Here is a 19,251-nt window from a genome sequence, read left to right on the forward strand (position 1 = left end):
GGGCGAGCGTATCATGGTTGAGTCAGCGCCGATGTTTTCGGTGCGAGGGGAAGGGCCGAGCCGGCGGGAGGGGTCGAAGGGAGCGCAGGGCGGCCGCGTGCCTCTTGCAGGTCGACGAAGCGATCGAAGGCCGCCATGGCGCGGCCGTGATCACCTCGCGCGAAGCGCGCGCGTGCCAGGTAGTAAAGTGTCTCCGGGCGGCGCTGGACGTAGGCTTCATCTTCCGCCAGCGGCTTGAGCAGGCCTACGGCGTCCTCGTAGAACTCGGCCTTGTAGTGAAGGAACCCGGCTAGCAAGGCGAAGTCCGGTGACGGCGCTTGCCAGATCTCCGCCGGCCAGTCCTCCAGAGCTTTGTAGGCAGAGACGAACTTGCGACGTGCGAAGAGAGCTTCGACCTCTCGGTACTCTCGCTCGATTTGGCGGGCCTTTGCCTCGGAAAGGCTCGGCGGCACCACGGGAGGGTTGAGATCCCCGCCAGGAGCCAGGGGAATCTCCGGATCCGAGCCGAAGCGCGTGGCGATGAGCTCCATGCGCTGGCGTGCCTTGCGGCTGGTTTGGCTGTCGGGAGCTCGTACTTCTGCTTTGCGGGTCCAGAACTCGGCCTCGCGCACGCGCCCGTTGGCGAGGAGCGCCCGCGCCAACTGGGCTTCTCCCGCGCCAGGGCCTCCCGGATCCGTTGCGACACCCCGGACCCATCCACGAAGATGACCATACGGCCACGCGGCACCGTAGACCCGGGTCAGGTAGGGATCGAAGGAGCTGTAGCCCAGTAGGTCACGGGGGGCGGCGAACTCGATGAGGGCGTTATCGTCGGTGTTGATCGCGGCCCCCGCGGTGAAGGGCGCGACCTCGTCAGGGGTCAGCAGCACTTGGCCGAGAAGGTCGTAGGGCGTTCGCCACCCGGCGCGGGCGGCTTCGGCCGCGAGGGCAGGGTGCGCGAAACGCGCGCGCAGGCGTTCGACGTCGAGCGGGAGGGGCTCGTTGCTGGCAATCAAGATCGTATCGGAGGACAAATCCTCCGCGGAAAACACCGTGACGTAAGGGAACTCGCTCGCGAGGGTGCGGTAGATGCTCTTCACGTTCCAGGGGGCCATCTCGTAAAGCTGTGCCCACTGGCAGAACACGCCGCCTTTGGCCAAGCGCCGCTTCACCAGCGCAAAATACTCTCGCGTAAACAGGTTCGAGACCCCCGTGATCCAAGGGTTCGAGGGCTGGCTGATGATGACGTCGAAGAGATCGGTGCGCTGACCCAGGAAGTTTCGGCCATCACCCACGCGGGCTTTGACCTTCGGGTTGTCGAGCGGTCGATGGTTGACGTGCTCGAAGAACTTCGAGGCGCGGTAGATCGCGGGCTCCAGCTCGACCACCTCGAGGCTCTCGAGGGGCGCCTGGGTGACGCTGCCCGAGGTGACGCCGCTGCCGAAGCCGATGAGCGCCACGCGCGGAGGTGATGCGCCTGGGTGAAGCAACAGGGGGAGGAGCCCGACGGCCACCTGCGTTGGCATGTCGGAATCGGACGACGCGTCCACCTTGCCGTTGTTTTTCAGGGAGTAGCTTTTGCCCCAGCGCTCGACGGTGACGGTCGTGGCGACGCCGTCTTCGTAAAAGACCATTTCTGGACGCTTCCATTCCTTCTTTGCTGCCTTTCGGCTCACGTAGTCGCGGGCGATGGAGACGCGGAAGAACCCCTGGGAAAAGCTCGTCAGGTTCCACCGCGGCAGCCAGGGGGCGACGACCAGCACGAGCCCGGCGGCGGCGAGGGGCAGGCGACGGGAGCCGCCTGGGGCCACCCAGAACAGCGCGGCGGCGAGCAGCGTGAGCGTGGCGGCGGCGAGGAACAGGCCTCGCTCGAGCCCCAGGAGTGGCAGCACGACGAACCCCGACAGAAACGAGCCCACGATGGCGCCCAAGGTGTTGATTGCATACGTACGGCCCACGTCGTGGCCCACGGCTTCGAGCGATGCAGTGGCGATCCGCATGGTGAGAGGAAACACCGCCCCCATCAAGAGCGTGGCGGGCAGGATCACCAGGCAGGCCAGCACGAACTGGCAGATCTGCACCGCCCCGGGGCCGAAGCTGGTGCTGGCCAACAGCCAGGCAAACACGAAGGGCAGCCTATCCATGAGCAGGTACGAGCTGCCCATGGCAAGGACCGTCAGTAGATGAACCCATCCCAGGCTGCGCACCGGGAGGGCCGTTCGATCGGCCCAGCGCCCGAGCCAGGCCGAGCCGGCGCCGAGGCCCGCGAGGAAGGCCAAAAGGATCAACGTGAACGAATAGATCGAGGAGCCAATCAAGACGGCCAGCGCACGAGTCCACAAGACCTGGACGATCATGGCGGTGGCGCCCGAAGCAGCGAAACCCACGAGCACCACCCGGCGCGCGGCGCGGGAGATCTGCCCCGCCGCTTGCCGCCGCGGAGCCAGGCTTTCGGCATCGACCGTGGCGGCCCAGTCGTCGAGATCCGGGGGCGCGTCGTCGTGCAGGCGGTGCTGGAGGATCCAGATGCCCACGGCGAGCATGAGGTTCACGCTGGCCGCGATGCGGTTCGTGTGGGCGAGTCCCACGGTGGGCATCAGCACGAACCCGGCGAAGAACGAGCCCGCGAGCGCACCGAAGAGGTTCAGGGCGTAAAGACCACCAAGGTTGCCCCCCACCTCGCGAAGCGCTCCGGGGCGATCCACCACGACCCGCGCAAGCAAGGGCAGAGTGGCCCCCATGAGCGTGGTAGGCAGCAAGAGCAGGGCCGCCGCCGCTGCAAAACGCAGCAGCGAGAGCCACCCGTAGTGATCCCCAAAGGTGGCCCACAGCCATTGATTGAGCGGCGTGTAGTGGCTGATCACCCAGGGGACGAACAAGGCCCAGATGCCGATGCCGGCCTCGGCCAGGGCGTAGGCCTTTACGGGGTCGCGCAGCTTGTCGGCGTGGCGGCCTGCCCAGTACGACCCAAGACCGAGTCCGCCCATGAAGGCTGTGAGCACGGTGGAGATGGCCAGCGTGGTCGAGCCGAACACCAGCGAGAGCATCCGGGTCCACAGGAGCTCGAACACCAGGCCCGAGGCGCCTGACAGAAAAAAACAGATCCGAACGGCGTTGCGCATGGAAGGGCCCCCAGGGGGGGGCGCCAGGTTATCGGATTTCGATGAGGGGGAATACCCGAGGCGCGGGCGGGGGCGGCTGTTCCGGCTCAGGGGCGCCGCAGCCGTACGCGCACGGTCCCCAGGGCCAAGCCCGCGGGTGCGGCTTCGGGATCGGGACCGGCCTCGACGACCTCGAGCATCTCCTGGCGCGTCTTGTCGCCATCGTACACGAAGCGCACGGCCAAACCGTCCGTCCGGTTTTGCACCCACACCACGTTGAATCCGCCGGCGCGCACCCCGTAGCGGCCACTTGCCAGGGGGGACCTCGCGGCCGGCAGCTTCACCACCACGCCGGGCGGCTGTCGCAGGGAGTACTGAACCATGCCGGCGGTCGAGCCTTCGATCGGCACGGCGGCGGTGGCCACGTTGCCGTGCACCGAGACGCGCGGGCCTGCGAGGGAAAGGGCTTTCGGGGATGAAGCTACGGTGCGGCCGGCCCGCGCCTGCCCCTCGATGGCGTCGTGGGTCTCGAGCGCGGCGGTGACCTCGCGGCGAAGCGCGCTGCGCAGCCCGAGCGTGGCCACCTGGGTGGCTTCGGCGGCGCCCTTGGCTTGCCGGGCGAGATCGCGGGTCTCCCGCAGGTCCTTGCGGGCGTCATCGATCGCTTGACCATGCACGGCCATGGACGCGTCGATCCGGCGCGCCACCATGACCCGGTCGTACACGATGGCTCCAGCCAAAATGAAGCCGAGCGCCGGCCAGCCCCAGACCCACCACCAGGGGCTTGGCGGCACGGGCGGCCGGGAGCGGCGGGTGCCGAGGGGCTCCACAGCAGCCACCTCGAGGGTGTCGCTGGCGGCGCTCGGGCGGGGGTCGCCGAGCCGGGACGTGACGGGAACCTGCGCCGGGGGGACGGTGCGCCGCTCGCGGATGCGGGCCGGTGGACGCCGCTTCAACACCCGGGGGGTGGGGGTGTTCGGGGCGTCCGGCTCCGGCATGACCGCGGGGTTCGTTTTGTGGAGGACGAGCGTCGGGGGCATCTCCCGCGCGGGTAGGGGAGGCGGCTCTGCGGCCCGTGCCGCGCTTCGCGAGGGAGCGCTTGCACCTCGGGGGGACTCGAGCTGGCTTTGTACGTACCCGGGCGCCGTGACAGGCGTGGGCTCGGTGTCGAAGCCCATGGGCGCTTCGGGCGCCGTGGACTGCGGACCGAAGGTGGTTGTTCCCGGCGCCGGCTCGGTACCGAACTCGCCTTCGGGAAAGGGCTCGGGCAAGGCCACGTCGACGGCCAAACGGGGAATCCCGTCGATCGGGGCGGGCTCGAGGTGCACGCGCTCGAGGCGGCCGTGGGTCTCGACGCGGCTTTCTCCTGCGATGAACGAAACGTCCACCGTGGACGCGAGGCGAAGAAAGGGCAGCGCGGTCTGAAGACGAAGCCCGTCTTGCGTGACCACCGCCCGGCTGCGCAGGGCCTCGGGCATGCCCTCGAACCGCACCTTCACCAGCCGAGAGTTGTCCGTGGCGTTTTGGACCAGCGCGTGCAGGATGGCCTGGTCGGCGGCCTCCAGGTTCTCGAAGCGGATGCCGAGGCCCATGGCCTGCGAGGGCATGGTCTGCTGCCTTGCCACCTTGCCGCGCAAATAGCGCCGCCCCCCGGGCAGGGGAATGTCACAAAGAAGCTCCGCGCCCACGGGGCAGTCGAGGGCGGGCGTGGACGGGTCTTGCTTGGCCTCCACGAACACGCCGGTGGGGCTCAGGTTGAGCGAGCGTGCCTTGATGGGCGCACGGCCCCCCGGCCGAAGGATGTGCACCTCGGCGGTGTAATCTACGCGTGGCTGCGCTCTTTGGGACTCCGACCTCGTCACGTTGCCTTGTCTTCCCGGCCCAGACGCCCGGGCGGGTCGACGGTATCACAAGTCGTACCTTTGACTCCATAGCCTTCGCGGCCCCCGTTTGGGCCCTTCAGTGGGCGCGCGCAGCAGGGGTGGGGTGCTGCCTTCATGGCGCCGGGAATCTGCTAACTGACGGGGGCCTCATGCCCATGCCCACCGAAATCATCGGCCTTCTCCGATCCCGCCTCACCTTCAAGTGGCCCGACGGGTGCGAAACCGTGATCGACGCGCGGGACCTGCGCCTGCGGTGTCGGTGTGCCCAGTGCGTGGACGAAGTCACGGGCGCTCCCTTGCTGGAGGCGGGGCGGGTGCCCGACAACGTCCGCGCGAAGAACATTCGGCTGGTAGGCCAATACGGCTTTTCGATCGATTGGACCGAAGCGCCCTGCGCGAACATCTACACGTTCCGCGCTTTGCGTGCCCTGTGCGCCTGCGAGCGCTGCAACGCCGCCCGGGCCGCGGGGCAAGAGCCCGGCGGGGGCTGAAGCGCTACGCGGGCGTCCGCAGGAGCTTGTTGCGTACCTTCTCGAGAAGTTTTTTCGTGGCCAAAAGCCCGTCGACCTCCGAAAGGCGGCTGCCTTCGTACTCCACGCCCACGTAGCCCCGGTAGCCGGCAGTGGTCACGATCTTCATCATGCGGGTGTAATCGATCTTCGTCTCTTCCCCGCGTTTGTCGAAGTCGTAGCTCTTGGCGCTCACCGACTTGGCGTAGGGCATGAGTTCTTGCGTCCCCTGGTAGCGGTCGTACTCCTCCCCCTCCTTGATGCGGAAGTTGCCGAAATCGGGAAGTGTGCCGCAGCGGGGGTGGGCTGCGGCCTTCATGACCGCGCAGAGCCACTGGGCGTTCGACGAAAGGCCGCCGTGATTTTCGACGATGACGTTGATGCCCAGCGTGTCCGCATAGGTCGCCAGGGACTGCAGCCCATCGGCCGCACGCTGGATCTGTTCGTCGTAGCTGCCCTCGCTGTGCGCGTTGACCCGAATCGCGTGGCATCCGAGGTAGGCCGCCGCTTCTACCCACTTCTTGTGGTTCTCGACGGTCTTCGCCCGGTCCGCCTTGTCCGCGGCGCCCATGGCACCTTCACGGTCGACCATGATGAGCACACTCCACACACCCTCGTCGGCGGCCCGACGTTTCAGCTCGGCCAGGTAAGTGCGGTCTTTGGCTTTGTCAGCGTAGAACTGGTTCACGTACTCGATGCCGTCGAAGCCAAAGCCGTTTGCGACCTTCGCAAAGTCGAGCGGATCCAGCTCGCCGGCCCTGAGCGCCTTGTGCAGCGACCACTGTGCGAGTGAGATTTTGAAGGGAAGGGCGCGCGGCACAGCGGGTTTGCGGACCGTGCGCACGGACGTCTCCGTGGCCTCCGCTGTGTGGGTGTTTGTGGACAAGGCCGCCGTTCCGGCCGCAAGGGCCGCCGTGAAGAGGTCTCGCCGCTGCCATCCGTGGGGCCATCTCCCGGGGTCCTTGCTCGCCCCCGGCCGCCCCTCGACGTGGATTTCATTCTCGCTCGAAGCCATGGAGTTTTTTAGTCCGGCGCCGGTCCGAAGCCAATCCCGATTCAACGAGGCGCGAAAAGCGTGTAAGTGTGCTACCGTTTTGGATTCCCGTCATGCGGTACGGCATCGTTTCTGACACCCACGCCAACATCGAAGCCTTGGAGGCCGTGTTCAAGGCCCTGGCGTCGGAATCCATCGATCGCTACGTGTGTCTGGGAGACACCGTTGGCTACGGAGCAAGTCCCAACGAGACCTGCGCGCTCATGCGCCAAAAGGTCGCGTTTTCGATCCTGGGCAACCACGACGCTGCCGTGGCGGGGCGCATGGACTACTCCTACTACTATTTCGCCGCCCGGCACGCGCTCGACAAGCATGCGCGCGAGCTCGACCCGGGTCACATGGAGTGGCTCAAAACCCTGCCTTACGAGGTGCGCGAGAACGACGTGCACTTCTGTCACGGCTCGCCGCTGAACATCGAAGAATTCGATTACATCTTCGCCCGCGATCAGGCGGCCCAGTGCATGCAGATCTGGGAGAGCATGTCGAGCCTCACGGTGATCGGACACTCCCACCTGTGTAAGGCCTTTGCGCTCAACCCCGAGCACGACCGCACCACCTCACAAGAGGTGGTGGCCCAGACCTTCGAGCTGCGGCCAGGATGGAAGTACATCGTGAGCGTGGGCTCCGTGGGTCAGCCCCGCGACTTCGATCCCCGGGCGTCCTACGTGATTTACGACACCGACAGGCGGCTTTTCGAGTTTCGCCGGGTGGAGTACGACGTGAAGCGCTCGGCCGACAAGATCCTTGCCACGGATCTCGAGCCCAACTTCGGTACGCGGCTCTACCTCGGAATCTGAAGCTTCACCCGCCCTCGGAACGGGGCGGGCGGCTTACGCTTCAGCTCGCGACTTGACTGCCCGTGGCGCGGGCCAACGCGGCCACGGCAACGTTGAAGTCGTGAACGGATTGCAGGTAGCGAACGCGCATCGTGAAGTACGAGCGAAGCGCGTCGGTGACCTCGCGCGTCTCCGCGAGGCCCAGGTCCATCTTCTGCACGATCGAGGTCATCCAGCGGCGGGCCAGCTTTTCGCCCCGCGCGAGCGCTTCGATGCGGCTCTTCGCTTCGGTCATCTCGAGATAGGCCCGGGACACCTCGAAGGCGATGCCCCCGAGCGCTTCCCGGCGTCGGAACGCGGCCTCCTGGGCGGACGAGCGGGCCTGCTTCGCCTGGGCATCCCGCTGGCCGAAGTCGAGCGGGACCCGCAAGGCGGCCCCCGCGCCGACGGTGCGATTGTTGTAGGGGTCGTTGGCAAAAGCAAAGAAAGGGTCGTCGACCGAGCTCGCGTACGCATAGTTGGCCGTGGCCAAAATCACGATGTCGGGTAAGAGCCTCGCTGTGGCGAGCTTCGCAAGGTTTTCCTGGGCGCGCACGAAGTAGGACAGGGCCCGTACCTCGGGACGCGAGAGCATGGCGATCTCCTCGTAGTAGGAGAGCGGTCGCACGGGCACGGTCAGCGTCTCGAGCGGCTCCTTGTCGATGACGATCTTTTTGGGCCCGTCGGGACCTATCAGCGCTTTGATGCCGTTGCGCGCGACATCGGCGCCGCGGGAGACCTCGAGCAGCTGCGCTTCCACCTCGGCGCGCGTGGTCTGCAGCCGAAGCTTGTCCGTCACGGTCATGTTGCCGCCGCCTTCGTCGAGGTCTTTTTGGACCATGTCCTCGGCCTGCTTGACGTAGTCGAGGCCCTCACGGAGCGTGGCCTCCACCTCGCGCGCCAGCTTGAAACCGTAGTAGGCCCGTTTGACGTTGAGCTCGAGCTCGGCGGCGGCGCCTCGTTCGCGGCTCTTCGAGGCCTCGACGCCCGCCTCGGCGGCGTCGATTCCCGCGGAGATCTTGCCGAAGGTGTACACCGGCTGAGCCAGCGTGATCTGGGTGCGCGTGAAGAGACCGGAAAAGCCGATGTTCGGGTCCCGAATGTTCGGGTCGTTGTCGCTGCCCGTGCTCCGGCATTCCTCAATCGAGGGTAGGCACCTTATGTTGGGCGAGGGCGCAAGGAGTGAGGTGAATTCGCCGGTGGGAAGCCAGCTGCGTTTGGCTTCGCTGAGCTGCCCTCGAATGACGGCCGTGGCGCTGCGGCTGGCCCCGAGCCCCGGGTTGTGTTGGCGGGCCAGCGCCAACAGGGTTTCAAGGTCGTACGTGCCAGCGGGGCCTTGGTCTACGGGGGAGCTGGAGCTCTCGTCGGCTGCGGGAAGCAAGGGGTTTGGGGCGGTCGCGGAGATTGTGGCGGCAGCCTCTTCGGGCGGGGCATCGCCGTCTGGCTGTGCCCAGAGTTCATCCTGCGGCCACCCCACCGTGAGCAGCACCGCGAGCCCCAGCGGCGCAAGCCCCCGCCTGCGGGCCTCCACGAGAGCAAAAAGGGCCGAGAGACGAACGAATCTAGAAGACCTGACCATGCGGCGAACCTGATGAAGAGGAAAGGAGCCGGTACTTTACACGCTTGGTCCACCGTTTGACCCAGCTTTCGGGCCGTGGTAGCCGATGCCTGTGACGGATCCATCGGCCACCCCATTCACCCCGAGGGCCTCACGCGTCGAGGCCGTCCACATCGTGCTGCCGGGCCAAACGAACGCGCTCGGCACGATCTTTGGAGGTACGCTCATGCAATGGATCGACGTGGCCGGCGCGATTGCCGCCGCTCGGCATGCGCAAGGCCCGGTGGTGACGGCGTCGATGGACCGTCTGCACTTCCTCCGCCCTGTTCGTCTGGGTGAGGTGGTGATCGTCCAGGCGCAGGTCAACTACGCCGCCCGCACCTCGCTGGAAGTGGGTGTGCGCGTGCTCGCCGAGGATCAGCGCACCCGGCACCAGGTGCAGGCCACACGCGCGTACCTGACCTTCGTGGCCATCGACGACCATGGGCGCCCAAGGCCGGTTCCCGCGTTGCTCTCGGAGACGCCCGAAGACGAGCGCCGCCTGGCCGCGGCCACCCGGCGCCGGGCGTCTCGTTTGGCCGAGCGCCACGAGATGGAGGTGCGCGACGCCGACCTCCGAGGCCCGACGGTCGGGGAGGGGAGCCGATGACCGCCGCGCTGGGGGTTCAAGCTCTCTTCGCCCGGGCGGCCCTCGTGGGTCCCGCCGACGTGGAGGTCATTCGCGCCACGGGCGCCGATCGCATCGCCTTTTTGCACCGCTTGCTCTCGGGCCCCGTGGCGGGCACCGCCGTGGGCGAGGGGTGCCACACCTTGCTTCTCGACACCAAGGGCCACGTGGTGAGCGATATCGAATTGTTCGTGGCGCACGACCACCTTCGTCTCACCGTGCCCGAGGGGCAGGGCAGCCCGACCGCAGCGGCCCTCGAGCGCTACGCGATCATGGACGATTTCGCGGGCCAGCGGCTCGAAGGTCAGCAAGCGCTCTGGGTCCTGGGGCCCGAGGCGGCCGCGCGGCTGGCGGGCGCGGGGCTCGAGGTTCCCGCGTCGGTGGCTTCGGGGCCCCTTCGATCCCACGCCGAGGTGGGGGAGGGCCCCGATGCGCTCTGGGTGGCTCGGGGCCGACGGCTCGGTGTGGAGGGGTTTTGGGTCCAGGGGGCGCCGGCCCGCATGGCCGCCCTTGCAGCCGCCTTGTGCGCCGACGGGGTCCCGGTGTTGCCGCCTGCGCTGGTGGAATCTCTTCGTATCGCGGCCGGAGAGCCCCGCTTCGGTGCCGAGATTACGGGCAACCGCTTTCCCATGGAGCTCGGGCTCGATGACGCGATCGATTACGGGAAAGGGTGCTACCTCGGCCAGGAGCCTATCGTGCGCATCCGCGACCGCGGGCACGTGAATTGGCAGCTTCGGCGGCTGCGGTTTGCGGCCGCAGGACCTCGTCCGGCCGCGGGCGACAAGCTCGAGAGCCCTTCGCGGCCGGCCGCGGGCCAGATCACCAGCGTCTCCGTCGTGCCCGCGTTGGACGGGGAGGAGGGACTTTGGGGGGTGGCGCTGGCTCTGGTGCACACCCAGGTGGCCGAAGCCAAGGTGCAGATCCACACGGCTGCGGGGCCGGTCGAGGCCGAAATTTTGCCACTTTCGTGACCGTCCGCCTGCTCGTCAGCAGGCCCCCCATTGAGGATTCGCCGGGGTCCCCGTATAACTGGGCCCCCAGCCGCCTCCACGGGCTGCGTCTGGACCCCAATTCGATTCACACAAGGAGAGCCGTTCCATGGGTAAAGGTGACAACCGCGTCTCGCGCAAAATGCGCCAAAAGAACCGTCAGGCCAAAAAGAAGCTCCGTTTGGCGCGGCAGAAGCTTGCCAACAAGGTGCAGCCCAAGGGCAAGAGCACCAAGTCGAAGTCGGCCTGATCGACCCTCGAGGCACGCGCGTCACGAGGCTTCTGTGCCGCCCGGGCGCAGGGGCCCTGACAGGCATGCTTCGCTTCGCCAGGCCTTGGCGAGCACGGCAGCGTGAGGTCCATGGCGGCGAACGAAAAGAGCGACGGGGCGCCCACCGCCCTCATGCGCCAGTACCTCGAGGTCAAGGCGCGCCACCCCGATGCCCTGCTGTTTTTCCGGCTGGGCGATTTTTACGAGATGTTTTACGAGGACGCCGTCTACGCGGCGCGCGTCCTGGGGCTCACGCTCACCTCCCGCGACAAGGGTAAAGATCCGGAGAAAGAGGATGCCGTGCCCATGTGCGGCGTCCCCCATCACGCGGCCCAGGGGTACATCGCCAAGCTCACGGAGCTCGGTCACCGGGTGGCTCTCTGCGAGCAGCTCGAAGATCCACGCACCGTCAAGGGCATCGTCAAGCGCGACGTGGTGCGGGTGATCACCCCCGGCGTCATCATCGACGAAGAGACCCTGGACCCGCGCACACCCAACTTCGTGGCCGCGGTGGCGGCGGACCCGAGGGACGGGTACGGCGTGGCATTCGCGGATGTGACCACCGGCGACTTTCGCGCCACTTCGGTGCAAAGCCGCGAGGCGCTCATCGACGAGCTGGCACGGGTCGAGCCCAACGAGCTGGTGGTGGTCGACGGCGAAGCCGAGCTCGCCGCGCTCGTGCGCAAGGCCTACGGTCGTTTGCCTCAATCACGGCTCAAGCGGGCTGACGCCACGGCGGAAGAGGCCCTTGCGTGGCTCGAGGACGCGCTGGGCGCGGGTCTACCCCGGGAGGCCCTGTCGCGGCTTCCCGCCGTGGCGCTCGCGGCTGCCCGCGTTCTGCGGTACGCCCGCGAAACCCAGGTGTTGGCCCCGCTGCCCATCGCGCGTCTCGAGCTTTACCATCGCGACGAACACCTCATCATCGACGAGCAAGCGCGGGCACACCTCGAGCTCACGGCCACCATGCTGGGGGGGCGCCGGGAGGGCAGCCTCTTGCACACCCTCGACGCCACGTGCAGCCCCATGGGGGGGCGGCTCTTGCGGCGGTGGCTGCTCTTCCCCTTGCTCGATGTGGCGGCCATCCGCCGGCGCCTCGACGCCGTCGAGCGGCTCGTGGCCCACCATGGCGCGCGCGACGAGGTGCGCCGGCATCTGGGAGCGCAAGGCGATGTGGAGCGGCTTGCCAGCCGGGCGCGGCTCGGGGTGGCGACGCCGCGCGATCTCGTGGTGCTGGGCCGCTCGCTCGCACGGCTGCCCAGCTTGGTAGAGGCGTTGTCGCAAGCGCGCCAGGATCTCGTACCCGAGGATCCGGCTCACGACGGGCTCGATCTCGGTCCGGACCTCGGGGGCGATCTCGCGCACGCGCTGCTCACCACCCTCGACGACAACGCGAGCGCGAGCACCAAGGAGGGCGGCTACGTGTTGGCCGGCGTCTCGCCCGAGCTCGACGAGTTGCGCGCCATCGCGAGCGGCGGCCGCGATCGCATTGCCGAGATCGAGGCGCGGGAACGGACCCGCACGGGTATCCCCTCGCTCAAAGTGAAGTTCAACAACGTCTTCGGCTATTTCATCGAGGTCACGAAGACCCACCTGGCTTCTGTGCCCGCCGATTACGTGCGCAAACAAACGGTGGCGAACGCCGAACGCTTCGTCACGGCCGAGCTCGGCGAGTACGAGGCCAAGATCCTGTCGGCCGACGAACGCAGGGTGGCGATCGAGCTCGGCATCTTCCAGGCCTTGCGCGACCAGGTGGCGGCGGCCTCGGACCGTTTGTTGGCGCTGGGGGCGAAAGTGGCGGCGGTGGACGTGCTGGCGGCGCTCGCCGAGCAGGCGCACCGCAACGGCTACGTGCGCCCCGACGTCGACGACGGGGAGGTGCTCGACCTTCGTGAGTGCCGCCATCCGGTGGTCGAGAGGTTGGCGGCTGCGGGTGGCTTCGTGCCGAACGACGTGCGCCTCGACACCGAAACTCAGCAGCTTCTGCTGGTCACGGGGCCGAACATGGCAGGCAAGAGCACCCTCATCCGCCAGGTGGCTCTTTCGGTGATCCTCGCGCAGATGGGCAGCTTCGTGCCGGCGCGAAGCGCCCGCGTGGGTGTGTGCGACCGGGTGTTCACGCGGGTGGGGGCCGGCGACAACCTGGCACGGGGGGAGTCGACCTTCCTCGTGGAGATGCGGGAGACGGCGCACATCCTTCGCAACGCCACCCGCAAGAGCCTGGTGATCCTCGACGAGATCGGGCGCGGCACATCGACCTACGATGGCGTCTCGATCGCGTGGGCCGTGGCGGAGCACCTGCACGATCGCGTGGGCGCGCGGGCCCTCTTCGCCACGCACTACCACGAGCTGTGCGCCTTGAGCGAGCTTCATCCGCGGGTGGTCAACGTGGCCGTGGCGGCGCGTGAGTGGAACGGAGACGTGGTCTTCTTGCGCAAGTTGATGCCGGGCGGGGCGAACCGCTCCTTCGGTGTGGAGGTGGCAAAGCTTGCGGGCCTTCCCGACGTGGTGGTGGCGCGGGCCCAGGAGATCTTGCGCACGCTCGAATCCGACCGGGCGGGCGGACGGGGCCCTTCGCCCGCCAAGCCCGCCCAGGAGCTTCCTCAGCTGGGGCTCTTCGACGGTGCGCGCCGACCGACGCCCGCTGCGGCGCCGGTTTTGCCGGCACCCTTGGCCGTACTCGAAGACATTGTGGCGCGCCTGCATGCCGTGCAGCCGGATGATTTGAGCCCGCGCGCCGCGTGGGCGTTGGTAGAAGAGCTGAGAAAGAAGTTGACCTCGACCGATAGTTCCGCACCATGAAATGAGACGGTGCGGGCGCGTTCGTTCTTTTCCTTGTGGCTGAGCTTGGTCCTGCTGGCACCACTTGACGTGGTGCGCGCCGAAGGCCCGCCGCGTGGGGCGAAACGCGCGGGAGCGAGATCGGCGGACTTGAAGCGGGGCTTGCCGCGCGTCCCGGGTGCCCTTCGAAGGCGCACGACGGCCGTTCGTGCGCCGGGTGCCACGACGCGGTCTCGTGCGGGACGTCCAGCGCCGGGATTCGAGGGCGGACGCGCGAGGTCAAGGACGGCGAAGGGAGCACGCGTGCGCAGGCGCCCGCGCTGGGCCCCGGTGGAGCTTTTTCACATCAACCGCCGGGAGCTCTTCCAGCTTCGCATCGCCGACAGCCGAGGGCGCCCCGTCAAGGGCGCGCAAAAGCGCTTCGACCGCTTCTTCCGCTGCCATCATACCGACCACGCCCATCGAATGGATGGGCGCCTCATCCGTCTCATTTATCAGGTGGGCCAGCACTATGACGGAAGGCGAATCGAAGTGATCTCCGGGTACCGCGATCCCTCCGTGGCCAAGAACGCCAAGAGCCCGCACAAGGAAGGGTTGGCCTGCGATTTTCGGGTCGAGGGTGTGCCGAACCAGGAGCTGAGAGACTATCTGCGGAAGACCTTCGACCACGTGGGTGTGGGCTACTATCCCAATTCGTCTTTCGTCCACCTCGACGTGCGCACGGGGCCGTCCGCCTTCTGGATCGACTACTCGGCTCCGGGAAAGAACGCGATGTATGCAGATAACCCACTGGCCGATCTGAAATCCGGGCGCGCTGAAACCTTCAAGCCTGCGAGCATCGATCCTTCCTGGGCGCGCGACGGCGCCGGCGAAGGAGGCGCGCCGCAAGACGAGGGAGAGGGGGGCGGGTGCTGCGTCGAGCCCGATGGGCCCGCGACCTCGCCCGAGGCGCCTCGAAACGGCGCACCGTAGGAGACCCGAGCGCCACGGTGGGCTTGGGCGCGAGGGCCTCCCCTCGTCGTGCTTTGCTGGGGAGGGCCCCAGTGCTAAAACGTTGAGACCTTTTTGCGCGTCAGGAGTGGTTCATGAAGCGTGTCGTCCGAATGAGCATCGTGTCCCTGGCTTTGGCCTTGGGCGTTTCCGGGGGCCCGGCACTGGCGAAACGAAAAGCGCCAGCCAAATCTGGCGGCAAGGCCGCGGCGGCGGTTCCGAACGCCAACGCCGAAGAGATCGAAAAACTCAAGGGTGAGTTCAAGTGGGGGATGGAGGTACCGGCCGTTCAGAGGCTGGTGGAGCAGCGCCTGCGCGACAGCTACGCCGAGAGCTTGAAAAAAGCGATTGGTGACCCCACCCAGTACTCACGGGTGCGGGGCCAGATGGAAAAAGAGGTCAAGGGCCTCAAGGCAAAGTACACGGAGTTCGAGGGCCGCAAGACCGGCTACGACGTTTCGATCGTCGATCAAGAGTTTGCGCACAAGACGGACGAATCGATGTTGGTCTCGCGGGACGAGAACAACACGCGCTACTACTTCTTCTCCGATGGCAAGCTGTACAAGCTGTTCATCGCCTTCGGCAAAGACATCCTCGCTGACAAGACCTTCGAGGAGTTCGGTGACCTCATGCAGGCCCGGTTCGGCAAGGCGAAGACGGTCAAGCTCGAGGAAAAGCGCAAAGACGGCGTGGTCGCGAAGTTGGACCACTTCGAATGGGCTTCGGCGGCGGGCGACGGTTTGCGTCTGGTGGACCGCAGCGAGTTCTACGACGTCTACTGCTTGGTGATTTACGACCGCAAGGAAGAAGAGCGCCTGCGCGAGCTTCGTGCCCGGGTCAACCCGCGCAGCGAGGGAGGGGATTCTCTCGTGGAAGCCGTGCTGTCGGGGAGCCGGACGGATGCCGACGTGAACGAAAACATCATCGACCAGATCGCGGGCAAGGAGATCGGTCGGCCGGGCGCTCCGGTGGAGGATGTGGTGGTCCCCTACTCCTCGGGCATGGCGCCCAGCGCGGCGGAGGTCAACGCGAGGCCGAAGGCGGCGGCGCGGACGTCGAGTGCTGCGTCATCGTCGGGTGGTTCTGGTAAGAAGTCGAAAGCGATGGACGACATCGAGCTTTAGGACCGGCGCCGCCTCCGCGAGGGAGGTGCGCCGCCCCTTGGCGCGCGCCTCCGCCACGCTGTGCCAGAGGTGGCCCTTACCGCTTGACAAGGGGCCAAGGGTTCCCCAGAATCCCGGACTCCGTTAGAGAATCGAAGAGGTTTCAATTGGCCAATAAGAAGTCAGCAGAGAAGCAGAACCGCCAGCGCGTCAAGCGCACCGCCGCAAACAACGCTCGCCGTTCCGCCATGCGCACCGCCATCAAGAAGGTACGTGCCGCCATTTCCGCGAAGAAGGCGGACGAGGTCCCGGTCCTGTTGCAGGAGGCCGTGCAGCTCATCGACCGCACGAGCGGTCGCGGGGTCGTGAAGAAGAACACGGCGTCTCGTCTCGTCTCCCGTCTGACCGTGGCCGCCCGTCACGTCAGCGCCTGATTCAGGTGAATACGCCGGTGGCCGCTTCGGCGGCCCGGTCCGGTGCCTTCGCGCGTAGGCCTTCGGGGTCTGCGCGCGATTTTTCGTTTCCGGTGCGGCTGGGTGAAGTCGGTATCAGCGCCGGGCCAGTTCGGAGGCCAGGTCGCGGACGAGGCGGGTCACGATGAGCTCGGGGTCCACTCGCGAGGACTTGAGCAGGCGGTCGGCTTGGTAGAGGCGATCGAAGCCGCGCTTGAGTGCTGGTACGCTGATCCGGCGGGCGGGCCCCAAAATTTCGTCGAGAGCGAAGGGGGGCACACCCAGGGCCCCTGGAAGGTCCGAACGCGGGGCGCCGCTGGCCACGAGTTCCTTGGCGCGCCAGATCTGGCGGAGCTGACGCAGCAGCGCCCCTTGAATGAGCAAAGGGGGCTCGCGATCGCCGAGGAGGCGGCCCACGAGCGCAAGCGCCTTTTCGATCCGTCCATCGGCCATCGCCCGCGTGAGCTCGAACACCTGGCGCTCCCGGCTTTCGGGAATGAGGGCCTCGACGTGCCGCCGTTCTATCTCGTCCGGGGCGCGTCCATCCCGGTGCGCGGCGTAGAGGGCAAGCTGGTCCAGCGCTTGGGCCAATCGCCCAAGGTCGGGGCCGGCCGACTCGGCAAGGGCCCGGGCGCCATCGGCGCCGATTCGAACGCCCTGCCGTTGGGCTTCCGCTTCCACCCAGCGCGGCAGCTCTTGATCCCGCAGGCGTGGGAACTCGTGCAGCACGCCCAGCTTCTTGAGTGCGGCGAAGGCCTTGAGACGCCCATCGACTTTATCGGCCCTGTCGGCCACAAGGACGAGCACAGTGGTGGGATTCGGATCCTGGGCATACGCCACGAGGGGCTCGAGGGCGTCGGCTTTGATTTGGTCGAGCCCACGGGCCGTCACCAGCATGCGCCGGGCGAACATGGGCAAAGTGCGTGCGGCGTTTAGCACCGCGCTGACTCCCGACTCCTTCAAGTCGAAGTGCTCTTCGTTCAGCGCCGGGCCCTTGGCACCGGGGCCGACCACGGCGCGGCGAATGGCTTCCAGACTTCGCGATATGAGGTGGCGCTCGGCGCCGTGAAACGCGTAGACAGGCTCCAGTTCGCCTCGTTCGAGCTGGGTCACGAGTTCGAACGGTGTACCACCCGACGAAGCGCGCCCCGCTTTGGGCGCCTTGGCGGCCGCAGGCTTGACGGTCCCGGACGAAGCCCCCTTGCCTGAAGGCGTCTTGCTAGCCACGGCGCGGTTTTACACCAGCCTGCGCCGTTCGTCCCCCTTGAAGAGTGGCTCGAAACGCGCCAGGTTCACGAAGGCCTTGCCGACGCCCATCGCCCGCGTGTTCCGCCCTTTCCGCCGTCGTTCGCCCTCCGGCTTCGGACGGGGGGCCCGGCCGTCCGGCAGTCTGCTCGCCATCCTGGTTTCGGGCCTCCTCACGGCCTGGGGGGCTCCGGCCCGGTCGGAAACTCCGTCTGCGCGGGCGGGGGGGGCCGACCATCCCCCGTTGGCCTGGCGGGCTTTGGCCACGGTGGGGGCCGCGGTGTCTTTGCCCCGATCGTGCACGGATTGTCCCGCCGAGGTGGGCCGGGGGCTCGTGTTCGGGCTTTCTCTCGCGCGCACCCTGGCGCCCCGCTGGTCCGTGGGGCTCGAGGCCGAAGCGCATCTTTTGGGGTATGCCCGTGATGCCACCAGCACGCTCACCCTGGTGGGGGCGTTCGCGAACCGTTGGCCAGCGTGGTCCGCTGGGAAGGACCGGGTGTGGCTTCACGGCGGGGTGGCTTTGGCGTCCTTGTCGACCGCGCTGGGGGCCGAGACGGTGACCGGCGCGAACGAGGTAACGCGCTTTTCGCGCTGGGGGCCGGCAGGGGTGCTTGGGCTGGGGTACGAACTTCCGCACCGCGGCCCGTGGAGCTTTGCCTTCAGTATCAAGGCCGTGGTGGCGGTGCTTTCGGACGCGCCCGTTGTGTCCACGGTGGGCGCGCTGGGAATCGTATGGCACTGAAGAGCCTGCGCGGAACGTTCGCGCGCCGGCTCTTGGCATGGTACGAGCGCGAGCGCCGCGAGCTGCCGTGGCGCGGGCAAAGCGATCCGTATCGGATTTGGATCTCGGAGGCCATGCTGCAGCAGACGGTGGTGGCCACGGTGATTCCCTACTATCACCGCTTCCTCGCGCGCTTTCCCACCGTGAACAGCCTGGCGGAGGCCGACGAGTCCGAGGTGCTGCGGCTGTGGTCGGGCCTTGGGTATTACAGCCGGGCGCGGAGCTTGAAGCGCGCCGCCATGGAAGTGGTGTCACGCTTCGGTGGGGCGCTGCCCGCGGAGGAAGCCGCGTTGCGTGCGCTGCCGGGCGTGGGCCCGTACACGGCGGCGGCGATTGCGGCGATTGCCTTCGGGCGGGTGGCGTTTGCGCTCGACGGAAACGCTGCGCGTGTGATGGCGCGGGTGTCCGGCGAAGAAGGTTTCATCGATGAGGCCAAGACCCGAGGGGCTCTGCATGCTTTTGGCCTGGCCTTGGTGCCCCCCGGGCGGAGCGGCGACTTCGCCCAGGCCGTGATGGAGTTGGGTGCCCGGGTCTGCGTTCCGCGGGCGCCCAAGTGCCATCTGTGTCCCGTGGCGGGCGTGTGTGTGGTGCGGGGAACGGAGGATGCGAAGCGACTGCCCCGGAAGCGGCCGAGGCGCGCGAAGCGTAACGTCTCGTGGGTGTGCGTGGCCGCCGAGCGCGCGGGACGTCTCGTGCTGGAGCGCCGTGCGTCCCCGGGCCTTCTCGGGGGGACCTGGGCCTTGCCCTCGGCAGAAGGCGGGCCTGACGCGCCCGAGGAGGTGGCGCGTACCGCGCTGGCCCTGGCGGGGTTGAAGCTCGAAGCGCTGGTGACGCTGCCGGGCCACGTGCGGCACGTGTTTACGCACCTCGAGGTCTCGGCGACGGTGGTTGCGGCCGCGGTGAAGGGTTCCTTGCGCTCCGACCGTCATCGCTGGGTGGCGCGGGGGGGAGAGGTGGAGTTGCCTCTGGCGTCGTTCACACGCAAGCTGCTGGCGCATGTCGCCGCCCACGGAAACGAAGGGGCGTCCTCGCGGCTCACGCCGTGAGCGTTGCTCGCTTCGGCGCGGCCCTTCCGC

At 67.5% G+C, this 19,251-nt stretch carries 16 protein-coding genes; 11 read left to right on the forward strand and 5 right to left on the reverse strand.

The window, feature by feature from the left end:
• Positions 1 to 11: 11 nt before the first annotated feature.
• Both KA712_05490 and KA712_05495 read right to left on the reverse strand, forming a co-directional pair.
• Complete coding sequence (locus KA712_05490) at positions 12 to 3,101, reverse strand: fused MFS/spermidine synthase (protein ID MCG5052392.1); 3,090 nt, start codon at positions 3,099 to 3,101, stop codon at positions 12 to 14.
• 86 nt (positions 3,102 to 3,187) lie between these two features.
• Positions 3,188 to 4,888: a PilZ domain-containing protein gene (locus KA712_05495; GenBank protein ID MCG5052393.1), complete on the reverse strand. Its 1,701-nt coding sequence runs from the start codon at positions 4,886 to 4,888 to the stop codon at positions 3,188 to 3,190.
• Positions 4,889 to 5,118: 230 nt separating this feature from the next.
• On the opposite strand from KA712_05495, the gene KA712_05500 reads away from it, so the two are divergent.
• Positions 5,119 to 5,454, forward strand: a complete 336-nt coding sequence (locus KA712_05500; protein MCG5052394.1) for a DUF971 domain-containing protein — start codon at positions 5,119 to 5,121, stop codon at positions 5,452 to 5,454.
• Between the two features lie 4 nt (positions 5,455 to 5,458).
• Here KA712_05500 and KA712_05505 read toward each other — a convergent pair whose 3' ends face one another.
• Positions 5,459 to 6,487 (reverse strand): sugar phosphate isomerase/epimerase, encoded by a 1,029-nt coding sequence (locus tag KA712_05505; protein MCG5052395.1) that lies wholly within the window; start codon positions 6,485 to 6,487, stop codon positions 5,459 to 5,461.
• Positions 6,488 to 6,579: 92 nt separating this feature from the next.
• Here KA712_05505 and KA712_05510 point away from each other — a divergent pair, with 92 nt between their 5' ends.
• A complete protein-coding gene (locus KA712_05510; GenBank protein ID MCG5052396.1) occupies positions 6,580 to 7,323 on the forward strand; it encodes a metallophosphatase family protein in 744 nt (247 codons plus the stop codon).
• A gap of 40 nt (positions 7,324 to 7,363) precedes the next feature.
• Here the strand turns inward: KA712_05510 and KA712_05515 are convergent, their stop codons facing one another.
• Positions 7,364 to 8,920, reverse strand: a complete 1,557-nt coding sequence (locus KA712_05515) for a TolC family protein (protein MCG5052397.1) — start codon at positions 8,918 to 8,920, stop codon at positions 7,364 to 7,366.
• Between the two features lie 85 nt (positions 8,921 to 9,005).
• Here KA712_05515 and KA712_05520 point away from each other — a divergent pair, with 85 nt between their 5' ends.
• The 7 genes from KA712_05520 to rpsT all read left to right on the forward strand — a co-directional run bounded on the left by KA712_05520 (position 9,006) and on the right by rpsT (position 16,131).
• Complete coding sequence (locus KA712_05520; GenBank protein MCG5052398.1) at positions 9,006 to 9,548, forward strand: acyl-CoA thioesterase; 543 nt, start codon at positions 9,006 to 9,008, stop codon at positions 9,546 to 9,548.
• Positions 9,545 to 10,537 carry a hypothetical protein gene (locus tag KA712_05525; protein MCG5052399.1) on the forward strand — a complete coding sequence of 331 codons (993 nt, stop codon included), beginning with the start codon at positions 9,545 to 9,547 and terminating at the stop codon, positions 10,535 to 10,537. The genes KA712_05520 and KA712_05525 overlap by 4 nt, the downstream gene beginning before the upstream one ends.
• Positions 10,538 to 10,664: 127 nt before the next feature.
• Positions 10,665 to 10,805, forward strand: a complete 141-nt coding sequence (locus tag KA712_05530; GenBank protein MCG5052400.1) for a hypothetical protein — start codon at positions 10,665 to 10,667, stop codon at positions 10,803 to 10,805.
• A 111-nt stretch (positions 10,806 to 10,916) separates the two neighbouring features.
• Positions 10,917 to 13,625, forward strand: a complete 2,709-nt coding sequence (gene mutS, locus KA712_05535) for a DNA mismatch repair protein MutS (GenBank protein MCG5052401.1) — start codon at positions 10,917 to 10,919, stop codon at positions 13,623 to 13,625.
• Between the two features lie 282 nt (positions 13,626 to 13,907).
• The gene (locus KA712_05540; protein MCG5052402.1) at positions 13,908 to 14,576 is read left to right on the forward strand and encodes a DUF882 domain-containing protein; all 669 of its coding nucleotides are present in this window, start codon (positions 13,908 to 13,910) and stop codon (positions 14,574 to 14,576) included.
• A gap of 113 nt (positions 14,577 to 14,689) precedes the next feature.
• On the forward strand, positions 14,690 to 15,718 hold the full coding sequence (locus tag KA712_05545; protein ID MCG5052403.1) for a hypothetical protein: 1,029 nt from the start codon (positions 14,690 to 14,692) through the stop codon (positions 15,716 to 15,718).
• A gap of 146 nt (positions 15,719 to 15,864) precedes the next feature.
• Positions 15,865 to 16,131: a 30S ribosomal protein S20 gene (gene rpsT, locus KA712_05550; protein ID MCG5052404.1), complete on the forward strand. Its 267-nt coding sequence runs from the start codon at positions 15,865 to 15,867 to the stop codon at positions 16,129 to 16,131.
• Positions 16,132 to 16,245: 114 nt separating this feature from the next.
• Here rpsT and holA read toward each other — a convergent pair whose 3' ends face one another.
• A complete protein-coding gene (gene holA / locus KA712_05555) occupies positions 16,246 to 17,376 on the reverse strand; it encodes a DNA polymerase III subunit delta (protein ID MCG5052405.1) in 1,131 nt (376 codons plus the stop codon).
• Here holA and KA712_05560 point away from each other — a divergent pair.
• Positions 17,351 to 18,136 (forward strand): hypothetical protein, encoded by a 786-nt coding sequence (locus KA712_05560; protein MCG5052406.1) that lies wholly within the window; start codon positions 17,351 to 17,353, stop codon positions 18,134 to 18,136. The two genes, holA and KA712_05560, sit on opposite strands and share 26 nt — an antisense overlap.
• Positions 18,127 to 19,221 carry an A/G-specific adenine glycosylase gene (gene mutY / locus KA712_05565; protein MCG5052407.1) on the forward strand — a complete coding sequence of 365 codons (1,095 nt, stop codon included), beginning with the start codon at positions 18,127 to 18,129 and terminating at the stop codon, positions 19,219 to 19,221. Before KA712_05560 ends, mutY begins: the two co-directional genes overlap by 10 nt.
• Positions 19,222 to 19,251: the final 30 nt, after the last annotated feature.

This window comes from Myxococcales bacterium, assembly GCA_022184915.1.
Lineage (GTDB): Bacteria > Myxococcota_A > Polyangia > Fen-1088 > Fen-1088 > JAGTJU01.